This is a genomic window from Candidatus Cloacimonadota bacterium (genome assembly GCA_020532085.1).
Classification (GTDB): domain Bacteria; phylum Cloacimonadota; class Cloacimonadia; order Cloacimonadales; family Cloacimonadaceae; genus Syntrophosphaera.
This window is the reverse complement of sequence record JAJBAV010000001.1, coordinates 140,160-159,760: the sequence shown is the minus strand read 5'-3', so window position 1 is coordinate 159,760 and position 19,601 is coordinate 140,160. Positions and strand designations below refer to the sequence as shown.

At 59.1% G+C, this 19,601-nt stretch carries 18 protein-coding genes; 16 read left to right on the top strand and 2 right to left on the bottom strand.

Translation table 11 applies throughout. The features are described 5' to 3' along the window. Positions 1 to 42 precede the first annotated feature (42 nt). The 4 genes from LHW45_00640 to LHW45_00625 all read left to right on the top strand — a co-directional run bounded on the left by LHW45_00640 (position 43) and on the right by LHW45_00625 (position 4,176). Positions 43 to 1,185 carry an iron-containing alcohol dehydrogenase gene (locus tag LHW45_00640; protein ID MCB5284092.1) on the top strand — a complete coding sequence of 381 codons (1,143 nt, stop codon included), beginning with the start codon at positions 43 to 45 and terminating at the stop codon, positions 1,183 to 1,185. A gap of 97 nt (positions 1,186 to 1,282) precedes the next feature. Next, positions 1,283 to 2,248: a signal peptidase I gene (gene lepB / locus LHW45_00635; GenBank protein MCB5284091.1), complete on the top strand. Its 966-nt coding sequence runs from the start codon at positions 1,283 to 1,285 to the stop codon at positions 2,246 to 2,248. Positions 2,249 to 2,329: 81 nt separating this feature from the next. Next, positions 2,330 to 3,445, top strand: coding sequence for a radical SAM family heme chaperone HemW (hemW, locus tag LHW45_00630; GenBank protein ID MCB5284090.1), 1,116 nt, complete (start codon positions 2,330 to 2,332; stop codon positions 3,443 to 3,445). Then, the gene (locus LHW45_00625; GenBank protein ID MCB5284089.1) at positions 3,442 to 4,176 is read left to right on the top strand and encodes a CCA tRNA nucleotidyltransferase; all 735 of its coding nucleotides are present in this window, start codon (positions 3,442 to 3,444) and stop codon (positions 4,174 to 4,176) included. The genes hemW and LHW45_00625 overlap by 4 nt, the downstream gene beginning before the upstream one ends. A 268-nt stretch (positions 4,177 to 4,444) precedes the next feature. Here the strand turns inward: LHW45_00625 and LHW45_00620 are convergent, their stop codons facing one another. After that, positions 4,445 to 5,944, bottom strand: coding sequence for a hypothetical protein (locus LHW45_00620; protein ID MCB5284088.1), 1,500 nt, complete (start codon positions 5,942 to 5,944; stop codon positions 4,445 to 4,447). Positions 5,945 to 6,198: 254 nt separating this feature from the next. Beyond that, a complete protein-coding gene (locus tag LHW45_00615; GenBank protein ID MCB5284087.1) occupies positions 6,199 to 8,397 on the bottom strand; it encodes a BamA/TamA family outer membrane protein in 2,199 nt (732 codons plus the stop codon). 297 nt (positions 8,398 to 8,694) lie between these two features. On the opposite strand from LHW45_00615, the gene LHW45_00610 reads away from it, so the two are divergent. Genes LHW45_00610 through LHW45_00555 form a run of 12 tightly spaced genes read left to right on the top strand, consistent with a single transcriptional unit; the run spans position 8,695 to position 19,077 of the window. After that, a complete protein-coding gene (locus LHW45_00610; GenBank protein MCB5284086.1) occupies positions 8,695 to 9,042 on the top strand; it encodes a transcriptional regulator in 348 nt (115 codons plus the stop codon). 2 nt (positions 9,043 to 9,044) lie between these two features. Further along, on the top strand, positions 9,045 to 9,536 hold the full coding sequence (locus LHW45_00605; GenBank protein MCB5284085.1) for an ATP-binding protein: 492 nt from the start codon (positions 9,045 to 9,047) through the stop codon (positions 9,534 to 9,536). Position 9,537: 1 nt separating this feature from the next. Continuing rightward, positions 9,538 to 10,821, top strand: a complete 1,284-nt coding sequence (locus LHW45_00600) for a 4Fe-4S binding protein (GenBank protein MCB5284084.1) — start codon at positions 9,538 to 9,540, stop codon at positions 10,819 to 10,821. Positions 10,822 to 10,835: 14 nt separating this feature from the next. Then, positions 10,836 to 11,183 carry a hypothetical protein gene (locus LHW45_00595; protein ID MCB5284083.1) on the top strand — a complete coding sequence of 116 codons (348 nt, stop codon included), beginning with the start codon at positions 10,836 to 10,838 and terminating at the stop codon, positions 11,181 to 11,183. A 3-nt stretch (positions 11,184 to 11,186) separates the two neighbouring features. Beyond that, complete coding sequence (locus LHW45_00590; protein MCB5284082.1) at positions 11,187 to 11,924, top strand: PHP domain-containing protein; 738 nt, start codon at positions 11,187 to 11,189, stop codon at positions 11,922 to 11,924. A gap of 25 nt (positions 11,925 to 11,949) precedes the next feature. Further along, positions 11,950 to 12,432, top strand: a complete 483-nt coding sequence (locus LHW45_00585; GenBank protein ID MCB5284081.1) for an NAD(P)H-dependent oxidoreductase subunit E — start codon at positions 11,950 to 11,952, stop codon at positions 12,430 to 12,432. A 9-nt stretch (positions 12,433 to 12,441) separates the two neighbouring features. Next, positions 12,442 to 13,011 (top strand): ATP-binding protein, encoded by a 570-nt coding sequence (locus LHW45_00580; GenBank protein ID MCB5284080.1) that lies wholly within the window; start codon positions 12,442 to 12,444, stop codon positions 13,009 to 13,011. Beyond that, positions 13,011 to 13,376 (top strand): (2Fe-2S) ferredoxin domain-containing protein, encoded by a 366-nt coding sequence (locus LHW45_00575; GenBank protein ID MCB5284079.1) that lies wholly within the window; start codon positions 13,011 to 13,013, stop codon positions 13,374 to 13,376. Before LHW45_00580 ends, LHW45_00575 begins: the two co-directional genes overlap by 1 nt. A gap of 15 nt (positions 13,377 to 13,391) precedes the next feature. Next, entirely contained in the window at positions 13,392 to 15,239 is a 1,848-nt protein-coding gene (locus LHW45_00570; GenBank protein ID MCB5284078.1) for an NADH-quinone oxidoreductase subunit NuoF, read from the top strand. Positions 15,240 to 15,251: 12 nt separating this feature from the next. Then, positions 15,252 to 15,710: an NADH-quinone oxidoreductase subunit NuoE gene (nuoE, locus tag LHW45_00565; protein ID MCB5284077.1), complete on the top strand. Its 459-nt coding sequence runs from the start codon at positions 15,252 to 15,254 to the stop codon at positions 15,708 to 15,710. Beyond that, positions 15,707 to 17,269, top strand: coding sequence for an NADH-quinone oxidoreductase subunit NuoF (nuoF, locus tag LHW45_00560; protein MCB5284076.1), 1,563 nt, complete (start codon positions 15,707 to 15,709; stop codon positions 17,267 to 17,269). Before nuoE ends, nuoF begins: the two co-directional genes overlap by 4 nt. A gap of 17 nt (positions 17,270 to 17,286) precedes the next feature. Next, positions 17,287 to 19,077: a [FeFe] hydrogenase, group A gene (locus tag LHW45_00555; GenBank protein ID MCB5284075.1), complete on the top strand. Its 1,791-nt coding sequence runs from the start codon at positions 17,287 to 17,289 to the stop codon at positions 19,075 to 19,077. Positions 19,078 to 19,601: the final 524 nt, after the last annotated feature.

Below are 19,601 nucleotides of genomic sequence, written 5' to 3'. Positions count from 1 at the left end.
CGGAACAGCATTTGGAACGGTGCAATAGATTAAGGAGCAGACATGGATTCCTTCAGTTTTCACAACCCCACCCGGATCCATTTTGGAGCGGGGATGATAGAGCGGATCGGGCCGGAGCTCAAAGAGGCCGGCGCGCGCAAGTGCCTGCTGGTTGCCGGCGGTGGCTCCATTCGTGCCAACGGAGTGCATCAGCAGGTTTGTGACAGCCTCCGGGCCAGCCAGATCGACTGGACCGAAGCCTGGGGCGTGCAGGCCAATCCCACTTTGGACAAGGTGCGCGAACTCATCGCCCTGGCCCAAGCCGAACAGGTGGACGCCATTCTGGCCGTGGGTGGAGGCAGCGTGATCGACAGCGCCAAAGCCACCGCGGCGGGTTTCCACCTGCAGGATGTCTGGAACGCCTTTTCCGGCCGGGAAAGAATAAACAAGGCCCTGCCCGTTTTCACCGTGCTCACCCTTTCCGCCACCGGCAGCGAGATGAACGGCAACGCCGTGATCACCAATACCGAAGAAAAAAAGAAATGGAGCATCAGCTCGCCGCTGCTCTATCCGCGCGTATCCATAATCGATCCAGCCGCGCAGACAAGCCTGCCCTGGCGCCAGACGGTGAACGGCGCCCTGGACGCCACCGCGCACATTCTGGAATACTTTTTCATGGACGGGCCCGCGCAAACCACCCGCGCCATCGACGCGGCCCTGCTGAAGACCATCACCACCGCCACCAACCGGCTGCAACAGGACCCTGCCGACCTCGCGGCCCGTTCCAGCCTGGCCTGGAGCGCCACCCTGGCGCTCAACGGCATCAGCGGCGCCGGCCTGCAGGGGGGCGATTGGGCCTGCCACAGCATCGAGCACGCTTTTTCCGTGCTGGACCCCCGTATCGCCCACGGCGAGGGCCTTGGCGTGATCTTTCCCGCCTGGATCGAGTATGTGAGCGAAAAACAGCCCGCCCGCTTTGAATACTGGGCCCAAAACGTGCACGGAGCCGACAGCGTGTCCCGCGCCCTGCGCCGCTTTCGCGACCAGATCGAAGCCTGGGGCTCCGCCACCAGCCTGCGCGACCTTGGCTTCCACGAAAACCAGCTTTCCCAGCTACGCGACATCATCCTGCTTTCACGCGGGGTGGGCAGGATCGTGAAATTCAGCGCCGCGGACATCGAAGCCCTGCTGATGCTGGCCTTTTAAACGCCGCGCCGGCAAAACAGGCGGCCGGCAATTTCCTGCTTGACAAAAGCGGCCGGCTGCAAAACTGGGGCGGATATCAGCTATTGTGAAGGATACGATGAAAGAGCGAAACATTATCAAGGCCAAAGCCCGCAAACAGGAATACAAAGAGCCCGCCTACACGATCACGCCCGTTCCGGAGGGAAAAAAGTACCGCCGCCGCAAACCCTGGCTGCAGGACTGGATCGAGGCCATCCTCTTTGCCTTCGTGGTGGCCATGATCATCCGCAACTACACTTTCCAGAATTTCATGATCCCCTCGCCCTCGATGGAAAAAACCCTGCTCACCGGCGATTACCTGGTGGCCAACAAGCTGAAATATTTCTTCGCCGATCCCAAACGCGAGGACATCGTCACCTTCCGCTTTCCCAAACTGGAGGAAGGCACACCCGAACATCCGGATTTCCAGGGCAACTTCATCAAACTCTTTCATCCCATCTATCTCAATAAATCCCAAACCTTTGCCAAGTTTCCCATGACCTTTTTCCACATCACCTACTATGCCCGCAAAAACGTGGTCAAACGCGTGATCGGCATGCCCGGCGACATCGTGGAAGTGCGCGACAAACTGGTTTACGTCAACGGCAAAGAATTCACCCGCGGCTACGAGTGCTACGATATTCCGATCCCCTCGCCGCCCGAATCGCCCACCCGGATCATGCCCCACCGCTATGCCGAGGGCCAGGATGACGGCTACATCACCCAACACGACTGGTATGAGCCCTACCGGGCTCCGGCCGACAGCCTCAAAGGCATTCCGGCCCGCAAGCTCTACAACCGCGACTGGTTCGGTCCCATCAAGGTGCCCGCGGGTAAATATTTCGTGCTGGGCGACAACCGTGACCTGAGCGAAGACAGCCGCTATTGGGGATTTTTGGATCGTAAGGACATCACCGGCACCCCCTGGCTGATCTTCTTCTCCAAAGGCATCGAATACAACAAGCTCTTCGATGTGCCCCACGTGCGTTGGGACCGGATGTTCCGCTTCGCCAGAACGCCCCAGGCGCCCAAAACCTCAGGATAACCCAGCTTTCCGGGGTGCGGGATGAATATGTGTCCCAGCCTGGATGCCTCGCCAGAAGCCGCTTCCCGTGGGAATAGCGGGGTGGCGGTCTATCTCCACATCCCCTTTTGCCTGGCCCGCTGTGGCTATTGCAGCTTCTTCAGCCGTCCCTTTTCCCGCTCCGCCCTGGAGTCATACCTCGGTTATCTGCGGCGCGAGATCGGTTTCTGGCAGCGGCGCGAACCCTCTTCGAAACAGGCGCGGACCCTCTATTTCGGCGGCGGCACGCCTTCGCTGCTGAGCGCCGGACAGATCAACACCCTCTGCGAAGAGTTTGAGCTGACTCCGGACCCGGAGGTCACCCTGGAGATCAACCCCATCCAAATCACGGACACCTATCTGCGAAATCTGCGCGAAACGCCTGTAAACCGGCTTTCCATCGGCCTGCAGAGCATGAATGACAAGGACCTGGCCTGGCTGGGCCGGCGCCACCGTGCCGCCCGGATACCTGATCTGATCAGGCTTTGCCGCGATCACGGCATTGCCAACCTCTCCCTCGATCTCATCTACGGACTGCCCGGCTCGGACGCGGAGGGGGTGCGCCGCAACCTTGACCTCTACCTCGCTATGGGCCCGGATCACATCTCAGCCTATCTGCTCACACCGGATCCGGACACCCCTCTGGGCCGCGCCCTGGCCACCGGAGCTGAATCCCCTCTCCCGGACGAGGAAAACCTGGCCGCGCAATACCATGCCCTGCGCGAAACCCTTGTCGGCGCCGGTTTTGAGCACTACGAGATCTCCAATTTCTGCCGTTCGGGAAAGGCCTCCCGCCATAACCTCACTTACTGGAAAAGCCGGCCCTGGCTGGCTCTGGGCGCTTCCGCCTCCGGCTGGCTGCCGCCTCTGCGCTACAGCAATCCCGCCGATTTGGACCAGTATTTTTTGAACGTTGACTCGCGAAAACTGCCTGACGAGACTGAGGAATGCGCTTTGGAACAGGCCCGCGCCGACCACATCATGATGGGGCTAAGGCTGCTGGAGGGCCTGGACCTGGATGAGCTCCAAAGCCTCTATAGATACGACCTGCGCGCCGCCAAAGCGGCTGAGATCGCCCGGCTGAGCGCCTCCGGTCTGCTCGCGCTCGAGGGATCGCGGCTGCGCCTTACTGAAGAAGCGCTCTTCGTTTCCAATGCCGTGATCGGGGAACTGCTGTGAAGCTGGAAGAACTGCGGCTGCTGCTGGCTGAGGCCACCCGGGAGACCAGATTTGAGGGTATCTGCCACTTCACCGGCGGTTGCGTGCGCGACCAACTTTTGGGCAGGTCCGATCAGGTTTTGGACGCCGACATCGCCGTGGAACTGCCCCGCGGCGGCATCGCCCTGGCCCGCTGGCTGGCCCAAACCTTCGATCTGCCGGAGCCCAGGATCCATCACTCGTTCGGCACTGCCAAACTCACTCTGGAAGGTGTCCCGCTGGAATTCGTGATGACCCGCAGCGAGCGCTACCGGCCCGGAAACCGCTTTCCCCGGGTGCGCTTCGCCCCTCTCAGCCACGATTGCCGCCGCCGCGACTTCACCATTAACGCCCTCTATCAGAGGATCTCGGACGCGGAGGTGCTGGACCCCTGCGCCCTTGGCCGGCAAGACCTCCACAACCGCCTCATCCGCTGTACGCGAGATCCCCGCGAATCCTTTCAGGAAGACCCTCTGCGCCTGCTGCGCGCCCTGCGTTTCGCCGCCGTCCTGGATTTCGGGATCGAGGCCCAAACCCTCGGATCCATCGGTGATCTGGCCCCTTTGGTCCGGCAACTGAGCCGCGCCCGCTGCCAAAGCGAACAGGAGCGGCTTGCTGCCGTTGCCACTTCCGAACAACTATCGCGCTGGGAAGAGCTGGCCAAGGCAAGCGGTGTTTGGGACCAGCTGAGAGATAAGCTCGCAACCCCATGATAAACATATAAGTTAAATGTATATTGCAGATCAATATTCAGCAGCTGATATCCATCTTACATAAAATCAATACATTGGCAAATCCATTACTGTCCGTCACCAAGTTGGCTCCCAATATCAATACGGTATCAATACGGAATCAATACGGATTTCATCCGTAATGATTCCGTATTGATACCGTATTGATATTGGGAGCCAACTGGGTTTCCACACAGGCTGGCAAATCTTGGCAAAACTAGCTGTGTTAAGTGGAGAAGGAAGCCAAGACTCAGTCCATTAGGTCACTTGCCCCGCTTTTGTCCGCTTTGTCCAGCAGCAGGCCCAGCAGGGAGGGGATGAGATTGGTTTCCAAGCCGATGCCGGCGTAGAAGCTGAATCCCTCGAAAGCCGCGTTACGGGACGGAGCGCCAGGCGGCGAACTGGGTAATGGCTGCGGTCCATCCTCTGTCATCCAGGCCGCGATATCGTTGTTTGAATACCAGTATCCTTCCAAGGGCAGTTGATAACGCGCGCCAAAGTGCAGGTTCAGATAGTTGTACTGGGCCAGGCGGAGGCCGATCTGCAGCCTGGTTTCGCCGCCCCACTGGTAGTCCCAAACGCTGTAGCTGCGCTCGTCGCCCTCCTTGAAGGCGTTCACAAAGGAGTAATAGCCGATCTCACTCACCAGCGGTTTTTGATAGGAAAAATGCCCGATCAGTTCAAGCTGCGCGTGCAGCAAACCGGCAGGCGATATATGCGCGTAGCCAGTGCTGACGCTGGCGAGGTCGAGCAGAATGCCGGACAACAGGAGGGAATCCGCGGGATCATTTTCCCAGGTGAAGACGGCTTGGTCGAGCAGGCTGGCGCCCAGCATAAAGGCCGGATAGCGCGAGGTGTAAGGTTGGGTGAATTCCTTTTGCCAGAGGTTGATGGCCTTGAAGCGCAAGCCGCTGATCGACAGTCCGTTGCGCAGCGGCGCGTAGCCTGGCTGGCCGGTTTCCCCGAGGCTGAAGTAGTGGTTCGCCTCCAGCACCGCGGCGGGCATCAATCCGAAGCGCCAGGTGTATTCGCGGCGTTTTTCGGCGTCGCTGATCTGGCGGGTTTTGGCAAATTCCAGTTCGATGGGCAGATCTTCGCCGGGGCGGATGCTGAAACTGCCGGATCGCGAGGTGTAGGGCGCGGGCGGGAAGGCGGTGTAGCTGTGTTCACCTTCGGGGAGTTTGAGTTTGTTCACCTTCTTCTTGGCCACGCCGTCGATCAGATACCTGGTGTCGTCCAGCGAAGAACTGATGGAAACCGTGCCATAGCTGAAATCCATGCGCTGGTCGAGGTGGATCCCGGCTTGGATGGTCACCGGGCGCGAGATCCGGTAATCGCCAAAACCAGTGACGGCTTTGGGCAGAACGGCTGTAACGGTGTAGGTTCCGGGTGGCAGGGGCAGATTTTCCACCCGGCCCAGATTCGCCTTGTCGATCGTGAAGCGGGCGTAGGCTTCGTTGCTGATCAGGCTCAGGGTGCCGTGGGGAAAATCGAAGCGCTCGAGGGTGGTTTCCCCCAGCCTCACCTCCACCTGGCGGTCCTCCTCAAACGGGCCTGTGACCGGATTGGCCCCGAAAGCCCGCACCAGATAGGAACCCGGGGTCAGGGGCAGATACTGAACTTCGGCGTATTCGCGGCCATTGATCTGGTATTTCACTCCGGGCAACTCACACTGCAGCAGCAGATAGCCGTTGGCGGAGCCTGTCTCCTGGGCGAAAGCGAAGAGGGGGAGAAGGAGCAGGATCAGCAATAGGCCGATCCCGGCCGCCTGCCCATGTTTGGCCGGGGACTGCGATTTGGAGCTTGGTTCTCTTGGGTGGGATCTAGTCAATGGATGTACCTTCTGTGGCGATTTTGGCTAAGGTTGCAGGCTCCTGCCACCTGTCAAGACAAATGTTTGGCGCACGCCAAACCAAGGCCCAAAAATAGCTTCCGGCCTGCCTGGCAATGCTGCCGCAAAGCGGATATCCAGTTGAGTCCACGCGATTCGGGGAACTCCGTGGTTCAGAAAGCGTGGCCGAAATTGAAATAGAGCCCCATCGCGTCCCTGCCCAGGCCGATATCCAGGCGGGCGATGATCCCGTAGAGGTACAGCCGCAAGCCAAACACGGGATTGGAGGCAAGCTTGCCCAGGTCAACTTCAGCTGGCGAATCAGCCGCGATCCCGGCATCATAGCCGATCACGCCTCCCAGCGCTTTGTAGATGGGAAAGCGGATCTCGGCGTTGCCCACCAGGGTGGTGTTCACCAGATAGCGTTCAGCCGGGGTCCCGCGCAGGGTGGTGCCTCCCCCCAGGGGGAGCATGGCCTGGAAAGGGGTGTTGTCACCGCTTTGCTGTTGGCCCTGCAAACGCAGCGCCAGAACGGTTTTGGGATACCAGAGCACGGTGTAGTACTGGGCGCTGAGGGAATTGCGGAGAAAGTAAAACTCATCGCCCCAGTCGAATTGCAGGCTTTTGGCGGAGACGCTCTCCATCAGTTTGTGCTGCGGCCAGTTGGTTTCAAAGTCATACTGGAGGGCGTAGCCGCGGCTGGGATTGTTGAAGCTGTCGCGGGTGTCGTAGCGCAGGCTGAGGATGTTGCTCAGGTAGGCGGATTCAGGATCACGGAGGGAGCCGGGCGTGTTCAGATACTGGTCCAGGAGCCTTCCGGGGAGGTAGTTGTATGCGCTCACGTGCTTGAAGCGAAATCCGAGCTGACCGTTCAGATAGCGGCTGAAGGGATGGGTGAGGTTCAGCAGCACTTCGAAAGGCTCTTTGGTGAATTTCTCCCGGTTGGCAAAACTCGATCCGGAGCCGACTCCAAAGAAGTTGTTGTTGATCCACTTGTCGTAGTCGATCTTCAGGTCCACGGCCAGCGGGTACTTTTTGCGCTGGCGGAGTTCCCGGTCCGGCAGGGAAAATTCCAGCTTGTACCAGCGTTCTCCACCTGTGCTCTGAAAGAGGATCAGATCAAAGGATTCGTTGGCATGGAGCAGATTCCATAAAAAGGACTTCACGCCGTAGCCGAAGCCGGTGTCCGTGTCGTACATCACGATGGGCAGCAGGCTGATCTGGGCATTGTCGTGTTTGGGGATCGCATCGAACAAGCCTGGCGCGTCCCTCAGAGCTTGGTCCAGGCTGACCTCGCTGAAGACGCCGTAATGGTCGGAGGGGTGCGATCCAGCCCTGGGTTCATTGAGGAAGGGCTGGTGGCTTAGGATGTCCCGGCGGTCAAACTCATCGCTGAGCAAGAGATAGTCGAGGCGGCGGCTGACGGCGGCGTTGAGGGCGTTGAAGTTTTCCCAATGGGTGTTGGGGTTGCCGCGGGCGTCCTGCCTTAGCGTGCTGGGCAGAGTGTTGGGATTGTTCGCGGCGTCCCAGGTCACGAAAGGCTTGCCGCCCATGGAGGTTTCCGTGAATTCACCCAGCGCGGCCAGCCTGAGCATGGCGTCGGAGCCGGGCGTGGCGTTGAAATCGCCGCCCATGATCAGCGGCACGTCGTCCTCCAGGCCGGAGACCTTTTGCAGCAGGAGTTGGGCTTCTCGCTCCCGCCGCCGGAGTCCGGAGTTCCATTTGTCCACAATATCCCAGTACTCCAGTGTGGTCAGCGAATCGGCCAGCGCCAGCGCGTCCAGCTCGTCCCGCAGCGCGGGGCTGAGCTCCGGATAGGCGGAGAGGTGGACACAGACCAGGTTGATCGGTTTATCCCGGTAAACGATCTGGCCAACCAGGGCGGAGATGGTCTCATCCAGATGGAAGGTGAAATTGTCGGAGTAGATGCCCGGACCCCCGGAGAGCTTCCAGTCGTCTGTTTTGCTGAGTTTCAGCTTTGGTTTGGCCAGGATGGCTTTGCCCTCCTGGAAGCCCTTGGGGATGCCGAGCCCAAAGATCTTCAGCCCGCCGATGCAAACCTGATGGATCTCATCCAGGCCCAGGTCTTGGGCCATCCGCCTGCTGTAGCCGCGTACGGGGTTGACCTCCTGCAGGAAAAGCAGGTCCGGGTTCAGCCGGCGCAGCTCGTTGACCAGGTTTTGATAACGTTGTTCCCTCACCGCCTCCGTTTCCCATTCACCGAAAGCCAGCAGCCCCTGATAGTCTGAGCCGCTCCAAACATTTACTGTGGCGAGCTTCAGGGAACCGTAGGACCGGGTGGTGATCTCCTGCGCGGCCAATCCAGCGCAGAGCAGAAATAGCAGGACCGCGACAACCAGCGTATTTTTCATGGGTTCCTCCCCCTAATACGCAAACCCCGCCACAGAGCTTTGCCCCATCCGGGTTCCATAAAACAAGGCGTAGTCACCCAGTGTCTTGTATCTGGACGACGTCCATTAATACACGCAGACCATATAATGTATCATATATTTGTCAAGTCATTTTTTTTGGCTTGCGCGCGTTGCCGGTTTCCGAACCATTGACTGGATTTCCTCCCCGGCCACGTTGAACCCGTTGGGCAATTATTTGCTTGACTGATATGGCCTTTCCTGTGGTTTGGCCTCACTATATAAAACAGGTGACAGTGAATGACATTAAAGGATATCGTACAGTTATTGGACGGCGAGGTGCTTACCCCTGAAGCCGATCTGGAGGTGGAGGTGCCCTGCGCTTTTGCCTCGGACCTGATCAGCGACATACTGATGTGCACCAAGGAGCCCACCCTGCTTTTAACCGGCCTTACGAACAATCAGGTGATCAGGCTTTCAGACATGATCGACATCGTGGGGGTGATCTTCGTGCGCGGCAAACGTCCCCTGGACGAGATCACCGCCATGGCCCTGGAAAGAAACCTGCCCCTCATCTGCACCAACCTCACCATGTACCGTTCCAGCGGCCTGCTTTTCAACGCCGGGCTGCGCAGCTGCAAGATCTGAGCATGGCGGAGTACTGGCATATCCGCGAAGGCTTTGAAGAAGCTGTGCGGAAGCATTTTGAACAGCCTCCCGAGGCCGACGTGACGCTGGATTCGGTGATCCCGGAGAAGGATTTCAACAGCGCCGGCAAAGGCTCGGCGGATGTGAAGAACCTGCTCAAGCGGCTGGGAGTGGATCCCGAGATCCTGCGCCGAGTGGCCGTGGCGGCCTACGAAGCCGAGATCAACGTGGCGGCCCACTCTCTGGGCGGGGCAATGCTCAGCCACATCCATCCGAACCTGATCCACATGATCTTCCAGGACAACGGGCCGGGGATCGGAAACATTGAACAAGCAATGATCCCGGGCTTTTCCACCGCGGACGACATGGTGCGGGAACTGGGGTTCGGGGCCGGGCTGGGATTGCCGAACATCAAGAAGAACACCGACGCGTTGCATATAAATTCGGAAGCGGGCAACACCACATTTTTGGAATTTCTGATCTTTTTCAAGTAAGATGGACAAACAGGAAAAAAAATACTATCACGCCCTCCAGATCCTTGAGGACAATTGCACCGGCTGCACTGCCTGCGTGCGGGTTTGCCCCACCGAGGCCATCCGGGTCCGGAACCGCAAGGCCCACATCGATCCCAACCGCTGCGTGGACTGCGGCAAATGCATCGAAGCCTGTGAATTTCACGCGATCATCCCGCGCAGCGATCCGCTCGAGCTGATCCACAATTTCAAGTACAAGGTGGCGGTGCTTTCCACCTCCTACTTTGGCCAATTCACCGAAGACGTCTCCTACGAAGTGGCCAAACAGGCCATCTTTGAGCTGGGCTTCGACGAAGTTCAGGAAGAGGCGATGGTAACGGAATTCATGATCGGCATGATCCGCGATTACATCCGCGCCAACCGCGAAAAGCGGCCGATCCTGAGCAGCAACTGTCCCACGGTGGTGCGGCTGATCCAGCTGAAATTTCCCTCGCTGCTGCCGAACCTCTTCCATCTGGAAGCGCCGATGAGCATCCTCACCAGCTATCTGCGCGACAGGATCAAGGCGGAGAAAGGCTTCGCGGAAGACGAGATCGGCATCTTCCTGATCGTGCCCTGCCCGGCCCATGTGACCGCGGTGCACCAACCCGAAGGGGCCTACAAACACCTTCAGGACGGCGCTTTCTCCATCGGCATGATCTATGGCAAGGTGCACGAACACATCAAACACCTGCAAAACCACCCGCCCCACCTGGAAACCTACCCCAAAGGACTCACCTGGGCGCTATCCGGCGTGCAGGCGGAGCTGGTTGACTGCGAGGACATCCGGGCCCTTTCCGTGAACGGTGTGGAAAACGTGATGGAGATCCTTTCCCGGGTGGAAGACCACTATCTGGACCAATACGACTACATCGTGCTGCGCAGCTGCACCAACGGCTGCGTGGGCGGTTCCTTCAACGTGGAAAATCCCTTTGTGGCCATGAGCCGCATCAAAAAGATGATCAAGGAAGGCACCGACAGCGAGATCGACGTGCACGACCTGGACAACCTTTACCACGCCGGAGAATTCGACGTGGTTCCCCTGGCCCCGCGGCCGATCATGGAACTGGACAAAGACATCAAGGCCGCCATTGTCAAGATGAAACGGATCAACGAGATCCTAACCTCTTTGCCCGGCCTGAATTGCAGCGCCTGCGGCTCGCCCACCTGCTACGCCCTGGCGGAGGACATCGTGCAGGGTAAAGCCACCATCGACGATTGCGTGGTGCTGCTCAAGCGCCATTCCAAGGAAGAAGAACAGCAATGACACAGGATACTGAGATGATCACACTGGCAGAATTCATGGCCGCCGTCGAAGGCGTCAACCACACTCCCCAGCTCGACCCCGCCCAGGTAAGCCTTAGCGGCGGATACGTTTGCGACATGCTCAGCGACGTGATGGGCTCGGCCCGCGAAGGCCAGGCCTGGATCACCATCATGAAGCATCTGAACACCGTGGCCGTGGCTTCCCTCACCGGAATTCCGGCGATCGTTTTTGCCAAAGGCAACGCCCCGGACGAAACGGTGGTGGAAAAAGCCGCCAGCGAGGGGATCTGCCTGATTTCCAGCCCGCTGGACACTTTCAGCCTGGCCGGGATCCTCTACGGAATGCTGCATCAGTTGATCTAGCCCATGCGATGGTTCACGGCGGACCTGCACATCCATTCCGTGCTTTCACCCTGCGGGGGTTTGGAAATGTCGCCCCGGGAGGTGGTCGCGCGGGTTAAAAGCTGCGGGATCGACTGGATGGCGATCACGGACCACAATTCCCTGGCCAACTGCCCTGCTTACGCCGCCGTCGCGGCCAGGGAGGGACTGGCTTTCACCTGGGGCGTGGAAGTGCAGACCGCCGAAGAGATCCATCTGCTGGTCTATTTTGACGCTCCGCGGGCGGCGCAGGCCTTTGGCGAAGAGCTTTACGCCTCGCTGCTGCCGATCGCCAACGACCCGGAATTTTTTGGCGATCAAGTTATCATTGACGAAAATGAGAACATTTTAGGAATGGAACTTAGAGCGCTGATGAACTCCTCCCTCTGGGACCTGAACACCGCTGCTGATGTGGCTCGAAGCCACGGAGGATACTGCGTTCCGGCCCATGTGGACGCGTCCGTGAACAGCCTGATCGGTCAGCTGGGATTTTTGCCCGCGGAACCCCAATTTGAGCTCTTTGGCCTCACCGCCAAAGCGGACCTGGCGGGGTTTCTGGGCGCCCATCCGGAATTGGCCGGCAAAAGCTGGCTGCGCTGTTCCGACGCGCATTATCTGGCCGATCTGGGCTCCGGCTGCAGCCGGGTTTGGGCCGCCGCTCCCAGGGTGGAAGAGCTTGCAAAAGCCGCGCTGGGCCTTGAAAACAGAAAGATTTTAGCATAAAAAAAATAGAGAACAGGAGGAGTTAATGACTCCCGCTACACAGCAAGACAATCTGCTGTATGAACGGCTCAAAGCCGTCATCGCAGCCAGCCAGGGGCTGCGCAACCCCCTCATCGAGGTGCTGCGCCAGGCCCAGGAGATCTTCGGCTACCTGCCCGTTGAAGTGCAGGAATTCGTTGCCCGGGAAATGAACATCCCCGTCAACAAGATCTACGGAGTGGTAACATTCTACAACTTCTTCACCATGACCCCCCGGGGCAAGTACACCCTCAACCTGTGCATGGGCACGGCCTGCTATGTGAAAGGCGCGCCGCGTTTGGCCCAGATGATCGAGGAAGAGCTGGGCGTGAAAATGGGCGAGACCACCCCGGACGGGCGGTTCACGGTAAGCGCGGTGCGCTGCGTGGGAGCCTGTTCGCTGGCGCCGGTCTTCGTGATCGGCGAAGAAACCTACGGCCGGGTGGACACCAGGGAGAAGATGTCCGAGATCCTGAAAAAGTATCAATAGGCCAGCGTAATGCAAGATATTTCCCTGCATCTGCTGGACATCATTGAAAACAGCGTCCGGGCCCGGGCCAGGAACGTCAAGATCCGCGTGATCAAGGATGTGGGCGCGAACCTGCTCCGGATCATCGTGGAGGACGACGGTTCCGGGATGGACAGCGAGACCCTGGCCATGGCGCAGAACCCGTTTTACACCAGCAAAGCGGAGCGGGAGAAGAAAGTGGGGCTGGGCATACCGCTGTTCAAACAGAACGCGGAGCTGAGCAACGGCTCGTTCATGATGAGCAGCCAGCCCGGTTTCGGCACCGTGCTCACCGTGGATTTCGAGCTCAACCACATCGACCGCATGCCCCTGGGCAACCTCAAGGCCACCCTGCTGGGCGCCATCGTCGGCCATCCGGAAGTGGACTTCCACGTCATCCTGATCCATTGCGACAGGGGCAGGGAACACTCTTTCCACTTCGAAACGGCCGCCATCAAAGAGGAATTGGGCGACATCCCGCTCACCTACCCCGATGTGATCGAATACATCGACCAGTCATTAAATGAAGGAATACAAAATACAAACATGGAGAATGTCTGATGAAAACACTTGCAGACCTCAAAAAAATCCGGGAAAAGGCCCAGGAAGAGATGAAACTTCGTGGCGGCAGCGTGCGCGTCAAGATCGTGGTGGGGATGGGAACATCCGGCATCGCGATGGGTGCCCGCGAAGTCATGAAGACCTTTCTGGAAGAGATTTCCAACCGCAACCTCACCGATGTTTTGGTTACCCAGACCGGCGAAAAAGGCCTCTCCTCGATGGAACCGGTGGTGGACCTCATCGAAGATGGCAAAGCCAAAGTCACCTACGGAAACATGAATCCGGACAAGGTGAGAAAGGTGGTCGTCGAGCACATCGTCAATGGCAGGGTGGTCTCCGATTACGTTGTGGCAACTGGCGACTGAGCTGGAGGTTGAGTAATGTCTCTGAAAAGAATTGACCTGCTGATCTGCTGCGGCTCCGGCTGCGTATCGGCGGGCGCTCTGAAGATCAAGGAACGGTTTCACGCCGTGTTGGCCGAAAAAGGCATCGCCAATGAGGTCAACCTGATCGAGACCGGCTGCATGGGTCCCTGCGACTATGGCCCCGTGATGGTGATCTACCCCGAAGGCATCTTTTACAAACACGTGAGTGTGGATGATGTGGAGGAGATCGTCTCCGAGCATTTCGTGAAAGGCCGCCCCGTCCAGCGCCTGATGCTGCAGGACGAAGAGAAGGTGATCTCCGCCAAAAAGGAAGTGCCCTTCTACCAGAAACAGGTGAAGGTGGCGCTGGCCAACTGCGGCTACATCGATCCCGAAAGCATGGACGAATACATCGCCACCGGCGGGTATGAAGCCCTGGGCACGGTGCTCACCCAGATGACGCCCCTCGAGGCCATCGAATTGGTGAAAGCCTCCGGTTTGCGCGGCCGCGGCGGCGGCGGTTTCCCCACCCACATCAAATGGAAACTGGTGCACGACGTTCAGGCCGACCAGAAATACATCATCTGCAACGGCGACGAAGGCGACCCCGGCGCGTTCATGGACCGCTCTCTGCTGGAAGGCGATCCCCACCGCATCCTGGAAGGGATGATGCTGGGCGCTTATGCCATCGGCGCTTCCCAAGGCTTTTTCTACATCCGCGCGGAATATCCGCTGGCGATCAAGCGCATCAAGCAAGCCATCGCCCAAGCCCGGGAAGCCGGTTTGATGGGTGAGCATATCTTCGGCTCGGATTTTTCGTTCGAGGCCGAGGTGCGCACCGGCGCCGGAGCTTTCGTCTGCGGCGAGGAAACGGCCCTCATCCATTCCCTGGAAGGCGAACGCGGAAATCCCTCCCCCAAACCACCCTACCCCGCGGTGAAAGGGCTCTGGGATAAACCCAGCGTGGTGAACAACGTGGAAACCATGGCCAATCTGCCCACCATCTTCCTTAAAGGCGCGGACTGGTTTGCCTCCATGGGCACCCCCACCAGCAAGGGCACCAAGGTCTTCGCCCTCACCGGCGACATCAAAAACACCGGCCTGGTGGAAGTGCCGATGGGCATCACCCTGCGTGAACTCATCTTTGACGTGGGCGGCGGCATGACCGGCGGCCACAAGTTCAAAGCCGTTCAGCTGGGCGGACCTTCCGGCGGCTGCCTCACCCAGGAACACCTGGACGTTCCGGTGGACTATGAAAGCCTGAAGGAACGCGGGGCCATGATGGGTTCCGGCGGCGTGATCGTGATGAACGACCAGAAGTGCATGGTCAACGTGGCCAAGTTCTTCGTGGAATTCTGCGTGGACGAATCCTGCGGAAAATGCCCTCCCTGCCGCATCGGGCTCAAACAGATGTACAACATCCTCGACCGGATCACCACCGGAAAGGGCAAGGAAAGCGATATCGACGAACTGCTGCGCCTGGGCGAAACCATCAGCAAACTCTCTCTCTGCGGCCTCGGCCAGACGGCGCCCAACCCGGTGCTCTCCACCCTCCGTTATTTCCGCGACGAGTATGAGGCTCACATCCGCGACAAAGCCTGCCCCAACAAGGTCTGCACCGACCTGTTCCACTTCAATATCGACAAAGACCGCTGCATCGGCTGCTCACTTTGCGCCCGCAAGTGCCCTGTGAGCTGCATCAGCGGATCACGCGAGGAAAAATACACCATCCACCAAGTGGATTGCATAAAATGCGGAAACTGCCAGGACGTCTGTCCTGTGAAGGCCATCGACAGGATCCCCGGCATGCACGCCGAGGTCATCCAACACGTTGCCAGCCTCGCTCAAACCGAAGAAGACTGACAAGGAGTACCCATGTACAAAGAAATTTGCGCCAAATACACTCCTGACAAAGACAACCTGATCCAGATCCTGCACGAGATCCAGGATACCCATCCCCAGCACTACATCTCCGAGGAAGCCGTGCAGGCCGTGGCGGAGTATCTGAACCTTCCGCCGAACCACATCTACGGCGTGCTTACCTTTTACACGATGTACAGCACCAAACCCCGCGGCGGCAACATCATCCGCCTCTGCGAATCCCCGCCCTGCTACATCAAGGGTAGCGAAAACATCCTCCGCAAACTGCAAATCCTTCTTGGCGTGGAAACCGGCGAAACCACCAAAGACGGCGTCTTCACCCTGGAACTCTGCGCCTGCCTCGGCGTCTGCGGAAACGCTCCCGTGATGATGATCAACAACGACGTTTACGGCGACCTCACCGAAGAACGGGTGGAGGAGATCATCGCCAGGATCAGAAGGGGGAACCAATGAAATTCTATCGCAGCCACATCCTTGTGGGCATAAACGAAACCTCCCTGCTGGCCGGGGTGGAAAACTTCGTCGTTGCCCTCCGCGCTGAACTGGCCAAACATAACCTCCAGGAAGAGGTGAATGTCCTCGAGACCGGTCCCCTGGGCTTTTTCGGCCGCGGGATCTGCCTCTCCGTCTATCCCGAAAACGTCAACTACCAGGACGTGAAGGCCGAGGACATCCCCGAACTGGTGGAGGAACATTTCCTCAAGGGACGCCCCGTCGCCCGTTTGCTGCTGGACGCCGCCGGAAAGTACACTCCCAAGCTGAACTATCAGAACCGCATCGTGCTGCGCAATTCCGGCATCATCGATCCTGAAAGCATAGACGAATACATCGGCGCCGGCGGCTATGAGGCCTGGGAAAAAGCCCTCACCCAGATGCAGCCCATCGACATCGTCAATGAAGTGAAAAAGTCCGGCCTCCAGGGCCGCGGCGGAGCCGGGTTCCCCGCCGGCGTGAAATGGAGCTTCACCGCCCCCATCGACGCGCCCCAGAAATATGTGGTGGTGAATGCCGACGAAGGCGAGCCCGGAACCTTCAAAGACCGCCTGATCATGGAAGGCGACCCCCACCAACTGCTGGAAGGCGTGATGATCTGTGCCCGCGCCGTGGGCGCCACCAAGGCCTGGATCTACATCCGCGGCGAATACAAGCTCTGCATCGAGCGCCTCCAGAAGGCCATCGACAAGTGCCGTGAATACGGCATCATCGGCACCAACATCTTCGAAAGCGGATTTGACCTCGACATTGCCATCAAGATCGGCGCCGGGGCCTACGTCTGCGGAGAAGAGACCGCCCTGATCGAATCCCTGGAAGGCAACCGCGGCAATCCCCGCTGGAAACCGCCCTTCCCGGGCGTCGAAGGCCTCTGGAAATGCCCCACCGTGGTGAACAACGTGGAAACCCTGGCCAACGTGCCCTACATCATCAAAGCAGGGGCCGAGGCCTTCAAGGCCCACGGCACCCCGGACAGCACCGGCACCAAGGTTTACACCATCCTTGGCGATGTGGCCCATCCCGGCCTCTGCGAAGTGGACATGGGCACCACCCTGCGCACCATCATCAACGATTATGCCGGCGGCATGAAAAAAGGCTTCCGCTTCAAGGCCGCCCTGGTTGGCGGCGCGGCCGGGGTTTTCCTGCCGGAACGGATGCTGGATGTGAACATGGACTACGCCAGCCTCAAGCAGTATGCCGCCGTCCTCGGCTCGGGCGCCATCCTCGTGATGAACGAGCATCAGAGCATCGTGGACATGCTGTGGTCGATCCTGCGCTTCTTCCGCCACGAATCCTGCGGAAAATGCGCCCCCTGCCGCAACGGCTGCCAGCAGCTCTACAAGCTGATCACCAAGATCAAAAAGGGGCAGGGCACCATGGATGATGTGAACCTCATGGTAACCATCTCCGAAACCATGCTCGCCACCAGCTTCTGCGCCCTTGGCCAATCCCCCGTGATGGTGATCCGGAGCGCGGTGGAATACTTCAAAGACGAATTCATAGCGATTACAAAAAAGTAAGATAAAGAGGATATGAAATGGCTAAAACAGTAAATATCTGGATCGATGACCAACATCTGGAAGTTCCGGATACGATGACCATCATCGAAGCCGCTCGCCAGCACGGGATCTATATCCCCAGCCTGTGTTACCATCCCGATCTGCCGCCCACGGCCAACTGCGGCGTCTGCGTGGTGGAGATCACCGGAAATCCGGCCCCCAAACGCGCTTGCTGCACCCCCGTGGCCGAAGGGATGAAGATCGTTACCAACACCAGGAAACTGCGTTCCTACCGCAAAACCCTGGTGGAGATGATCCTTTCCAACCACGACGTGGTTTGCCCCACCTGCGTGGCCAACAACAAATGCGAGCTCCAAACCCTGGCGAATAACCTCGGCGTGGACCCCGAAGCCCTGCCCAGCATCCTGGTGAAACAACCTGTCGACACCAGCTCCCTGTCCATCATCCGCGACGTGAACAAATGCATCGCCTGCGGACGCTGCATCAACGTTTGCAACGAAGTTCAGACCGTTTACGCCCTCACCTTCTCCGACCGCGGCATCGATGCCCACATCGACACCGCCTTCGGGCTCGGCATGGCCAACAGCCCCTGCGTGAACTGCGGCCAATGCACGGTTTACTGCCCCACCGGCGCTCTGCGCGAACGCGGCGAGATCGACGAGGTCTGGGAAGCCATCCTCGACCCCGACAAACACGTGATCGTGCAGGAAGCTCCCTCCGTCCGCGTTTCCCTGGGTGAGGATTTCGGCCTGCCGCTCGGCTCCGTGACCCCCAAGAAAATGTATGCCGCCCTGCGCAAGATCGGCTTCGACAGCGTGATGGACACAAACTTCACCGCCGACCTCACCATCATGGAGGAAGGCACCGAATGCGTGGCCAAGCTGGTTGCCGGCGAAAAGCGCCCCCTGATCACCTCCTGCTCCCCGGGCTGGATCAAATTCATGGAAACTTACTATCCCGACCTCGCGGACTGCGTTTCCACCGCCAAATCCCCCATGAGCATGTTCGGCGTGCTGTCCAAGACCTACTACGCCCAGGAACACAACATCGATCCCGCCAAGATCGTCTCCGTGGCCGTGATGCCCTGCACCGCGAAGAAATTCGAGGCCCGGCGCCCCGAACTGCGTGATTCCGGCTTCCAGGACACGGACTATGTGCTCACCACCCGCGAACTGATCCGCATGATCAAGGAAGCGGGCATCGATTTCGCCAATCTGCCGGAAGAGGAACCGGATGAGGGCATGAGCTTCTATTCCGGGGCCGGCACCATCTTTGGCGCCACCGGCGGCGTGATGGAAGCAGCGATCCGCTCCGCCTACTACCTGGTCACCAAAACCGACCTCGCCAACGTCGAGATCACCGGTGTCCGCGGTCTGGAAGGCGTGAAGGAAGCCGCGATCGACGTTCCCGGCTTCGGCGAGGTTCGCGTGGCCGTCGCCCACGGGCTTTCCAACGCCCGCAAGGTGATGGACCAGGTGCGCGAAGGCCTGGCCACCAAAGGCGAATCGCCCTGGCACTTCATCGAGATCATGGCCTGCCCCGGCGGTTGCGTCGGCGGCGGCGGACAGCCCTACGGCAACGATATCGCTTCCCGCGCCCGCAGAGGCCTCTCCCTCTACGAGGAAGACCGCAATCTGCCCGTGCGCCAGTCCCACCGGAATCCTGAAGTTCTCAAGGTTTACGAGCGCTTCCTCGGCGAACCCAACTCCCCCCTCGCCCTCAAGCTGCTCCACACCTACTACTTCAAACGCTCCGTCAACAGCGGCCAGGTGCTCGAACAGGTAACCCATAAGCACGAAGCCCACTGACGCGGCTTTCAATAAACGATCAAACCAAGGCGGGATCCATTCCCGCCTTTTTGCATCCCCGGCTTGGGTTTGATGCTGTCATTCCGGGCTAAACAGGAGTGGCAGACGTCCCCGTCTGCCAAGATCCGGAAGGTCTTTCAGAACCCAAAGACAAGCTGCTCCGAGGCTTCGCAAACGGGGACGTTTGCGGCTCCATTCACGCTTCCAGGCATTCACTTTTAATGCGGATTACCGATTGGACGGCTTCACGTATTTAAACACCCCCACCCTGCCTCAAATTTGCGTCATTCCGGACGCAGGTGCTTCAGCGCCGGAGATCCGGAATCCAGCTCTTGCGGGAATAGCCCATCCCAGATTCAGGCCAATGCAGGGTCCGATACAGACTGCGTCTGTGTCGGCACCCTCCCAGGGCATTACCCGGACCGTCTGGATTCCGGGGCCCAGCGTGCTGGCGTACGCTTCCCCGGAATGACACGCCGGGGTCCTCGTGAGCGAGCGCAGCGAGTTCGCCGGGTGGGAGGGCT

What these genes read in the sequence shown, in the direction of transcription:
- LHW45_00640 (MCB5284092.1), top strand. Translation starts at nt 43, where the DNA reads ATGGATTCCTTCAGTTTTCACAACCCCACCCGGATCCATTTTGGAGCG.
- lepB (MCB5284091.1), top strand. Translation starts at nt 1,283, where the DNA reads ATGAAAGAGCGAAACATTATCAAGGCCAAAGCCCGCAAACAGGAATAC.
- LHW45_00615 (MCB5284087.1), bottom strand. Translation starts at nt 8,397, where the DNA reads ATGAAAAATACGCTGGTTGTCGCGGTCCTGCTATTTCTGCTCTGCGCT.
- LHW45_00610 (MCB5284086.1), top strand. Translation starts at nt 8,695, where the DNA reads ATGACATTAAAGGATATCGTACAGTTATTGGACGGCGAGGTGCTTACC.
- LHW45_00605 (MCB5284085.1), top strand. Translation starts at nt 9,045, where the DNA reads ATGGCGGAGTACTGGCATATCCGCGAAGGCTTTGAAGAAGCTGTGCGG.
- LHW45_00600 (MCB5284084.1), top strand. Translation starts at nt 9,538, where the DNA reads ATGGACAAACAGGAAAAAAAATACTATCACGCCCTCCAGATCCTTGAG.
- LHW45_00595 (MCB5284083.1), top strand. Translation starts at nt 10,836, where the DNA reads ATGATCACACTGGCAGAATTCATGGCCGCCGTCGAAGGCGTCAACCAC.
- LHW45_00590 (MCB5284082.1), top strand. Translation starts at nt 11,187, where the DNA reads ATGCGATGGTTCACGGCGGACCTGCACATCCATTCCGTGCTTTCACCC.
- LHW45_00585 (MCB5284081.1), top strand. Translation starts at nt 11,950, where the DNA reads ATGACTCCCGCTACACAGCAAGACAATCTGCTGTATGAACGGCTCAAA.
- LHW45_00580 (MCB5284080.1), top strand. Translation starts at nt 12,442, where the DNA reads ATGCAAGATATTTCCCTGCATCTGCTGGACATCATTGAAAACAGCGTC.
- LHW45_00575 (MCB5284079.1), top strand. Translation starts at nt 13,011, where the DNA reads ATGAAAACACTTGCAGACCTCAAAAAAATCCGGGAAAAGGCCCAGGAA.
- LHW45_00570 (MCB5284078.1), top strand. Translation starts at nt 13,392, where the DNA reads ATGTCTCTGAAAAGAATTGACCTGCTGATCTGCTGCGGCTCCGGCTGC.
- nuoE (MCB5284077.1), top strand. Translation starts at nt 15,252, where the DNA reads ATGTACAAAGAAATTTGCGCCAAATACACTCCTGACAAAGACAACCTG.
- nuoF (MCB5284076.1), top strand. Translation starts at nt 15,707, where the DNA reads ATGAAATTCTATCGCAGCCACATCCTTGTGGGCATAAACGAAACCTCC.
- LHW45_00555 (MCB5284075.1), top strand. Translation starts at nt 17,287, where the DNA reads ATGGCTAAAACAGTAAATATCTGGATCGATGACCAACATCTGGAAGTT.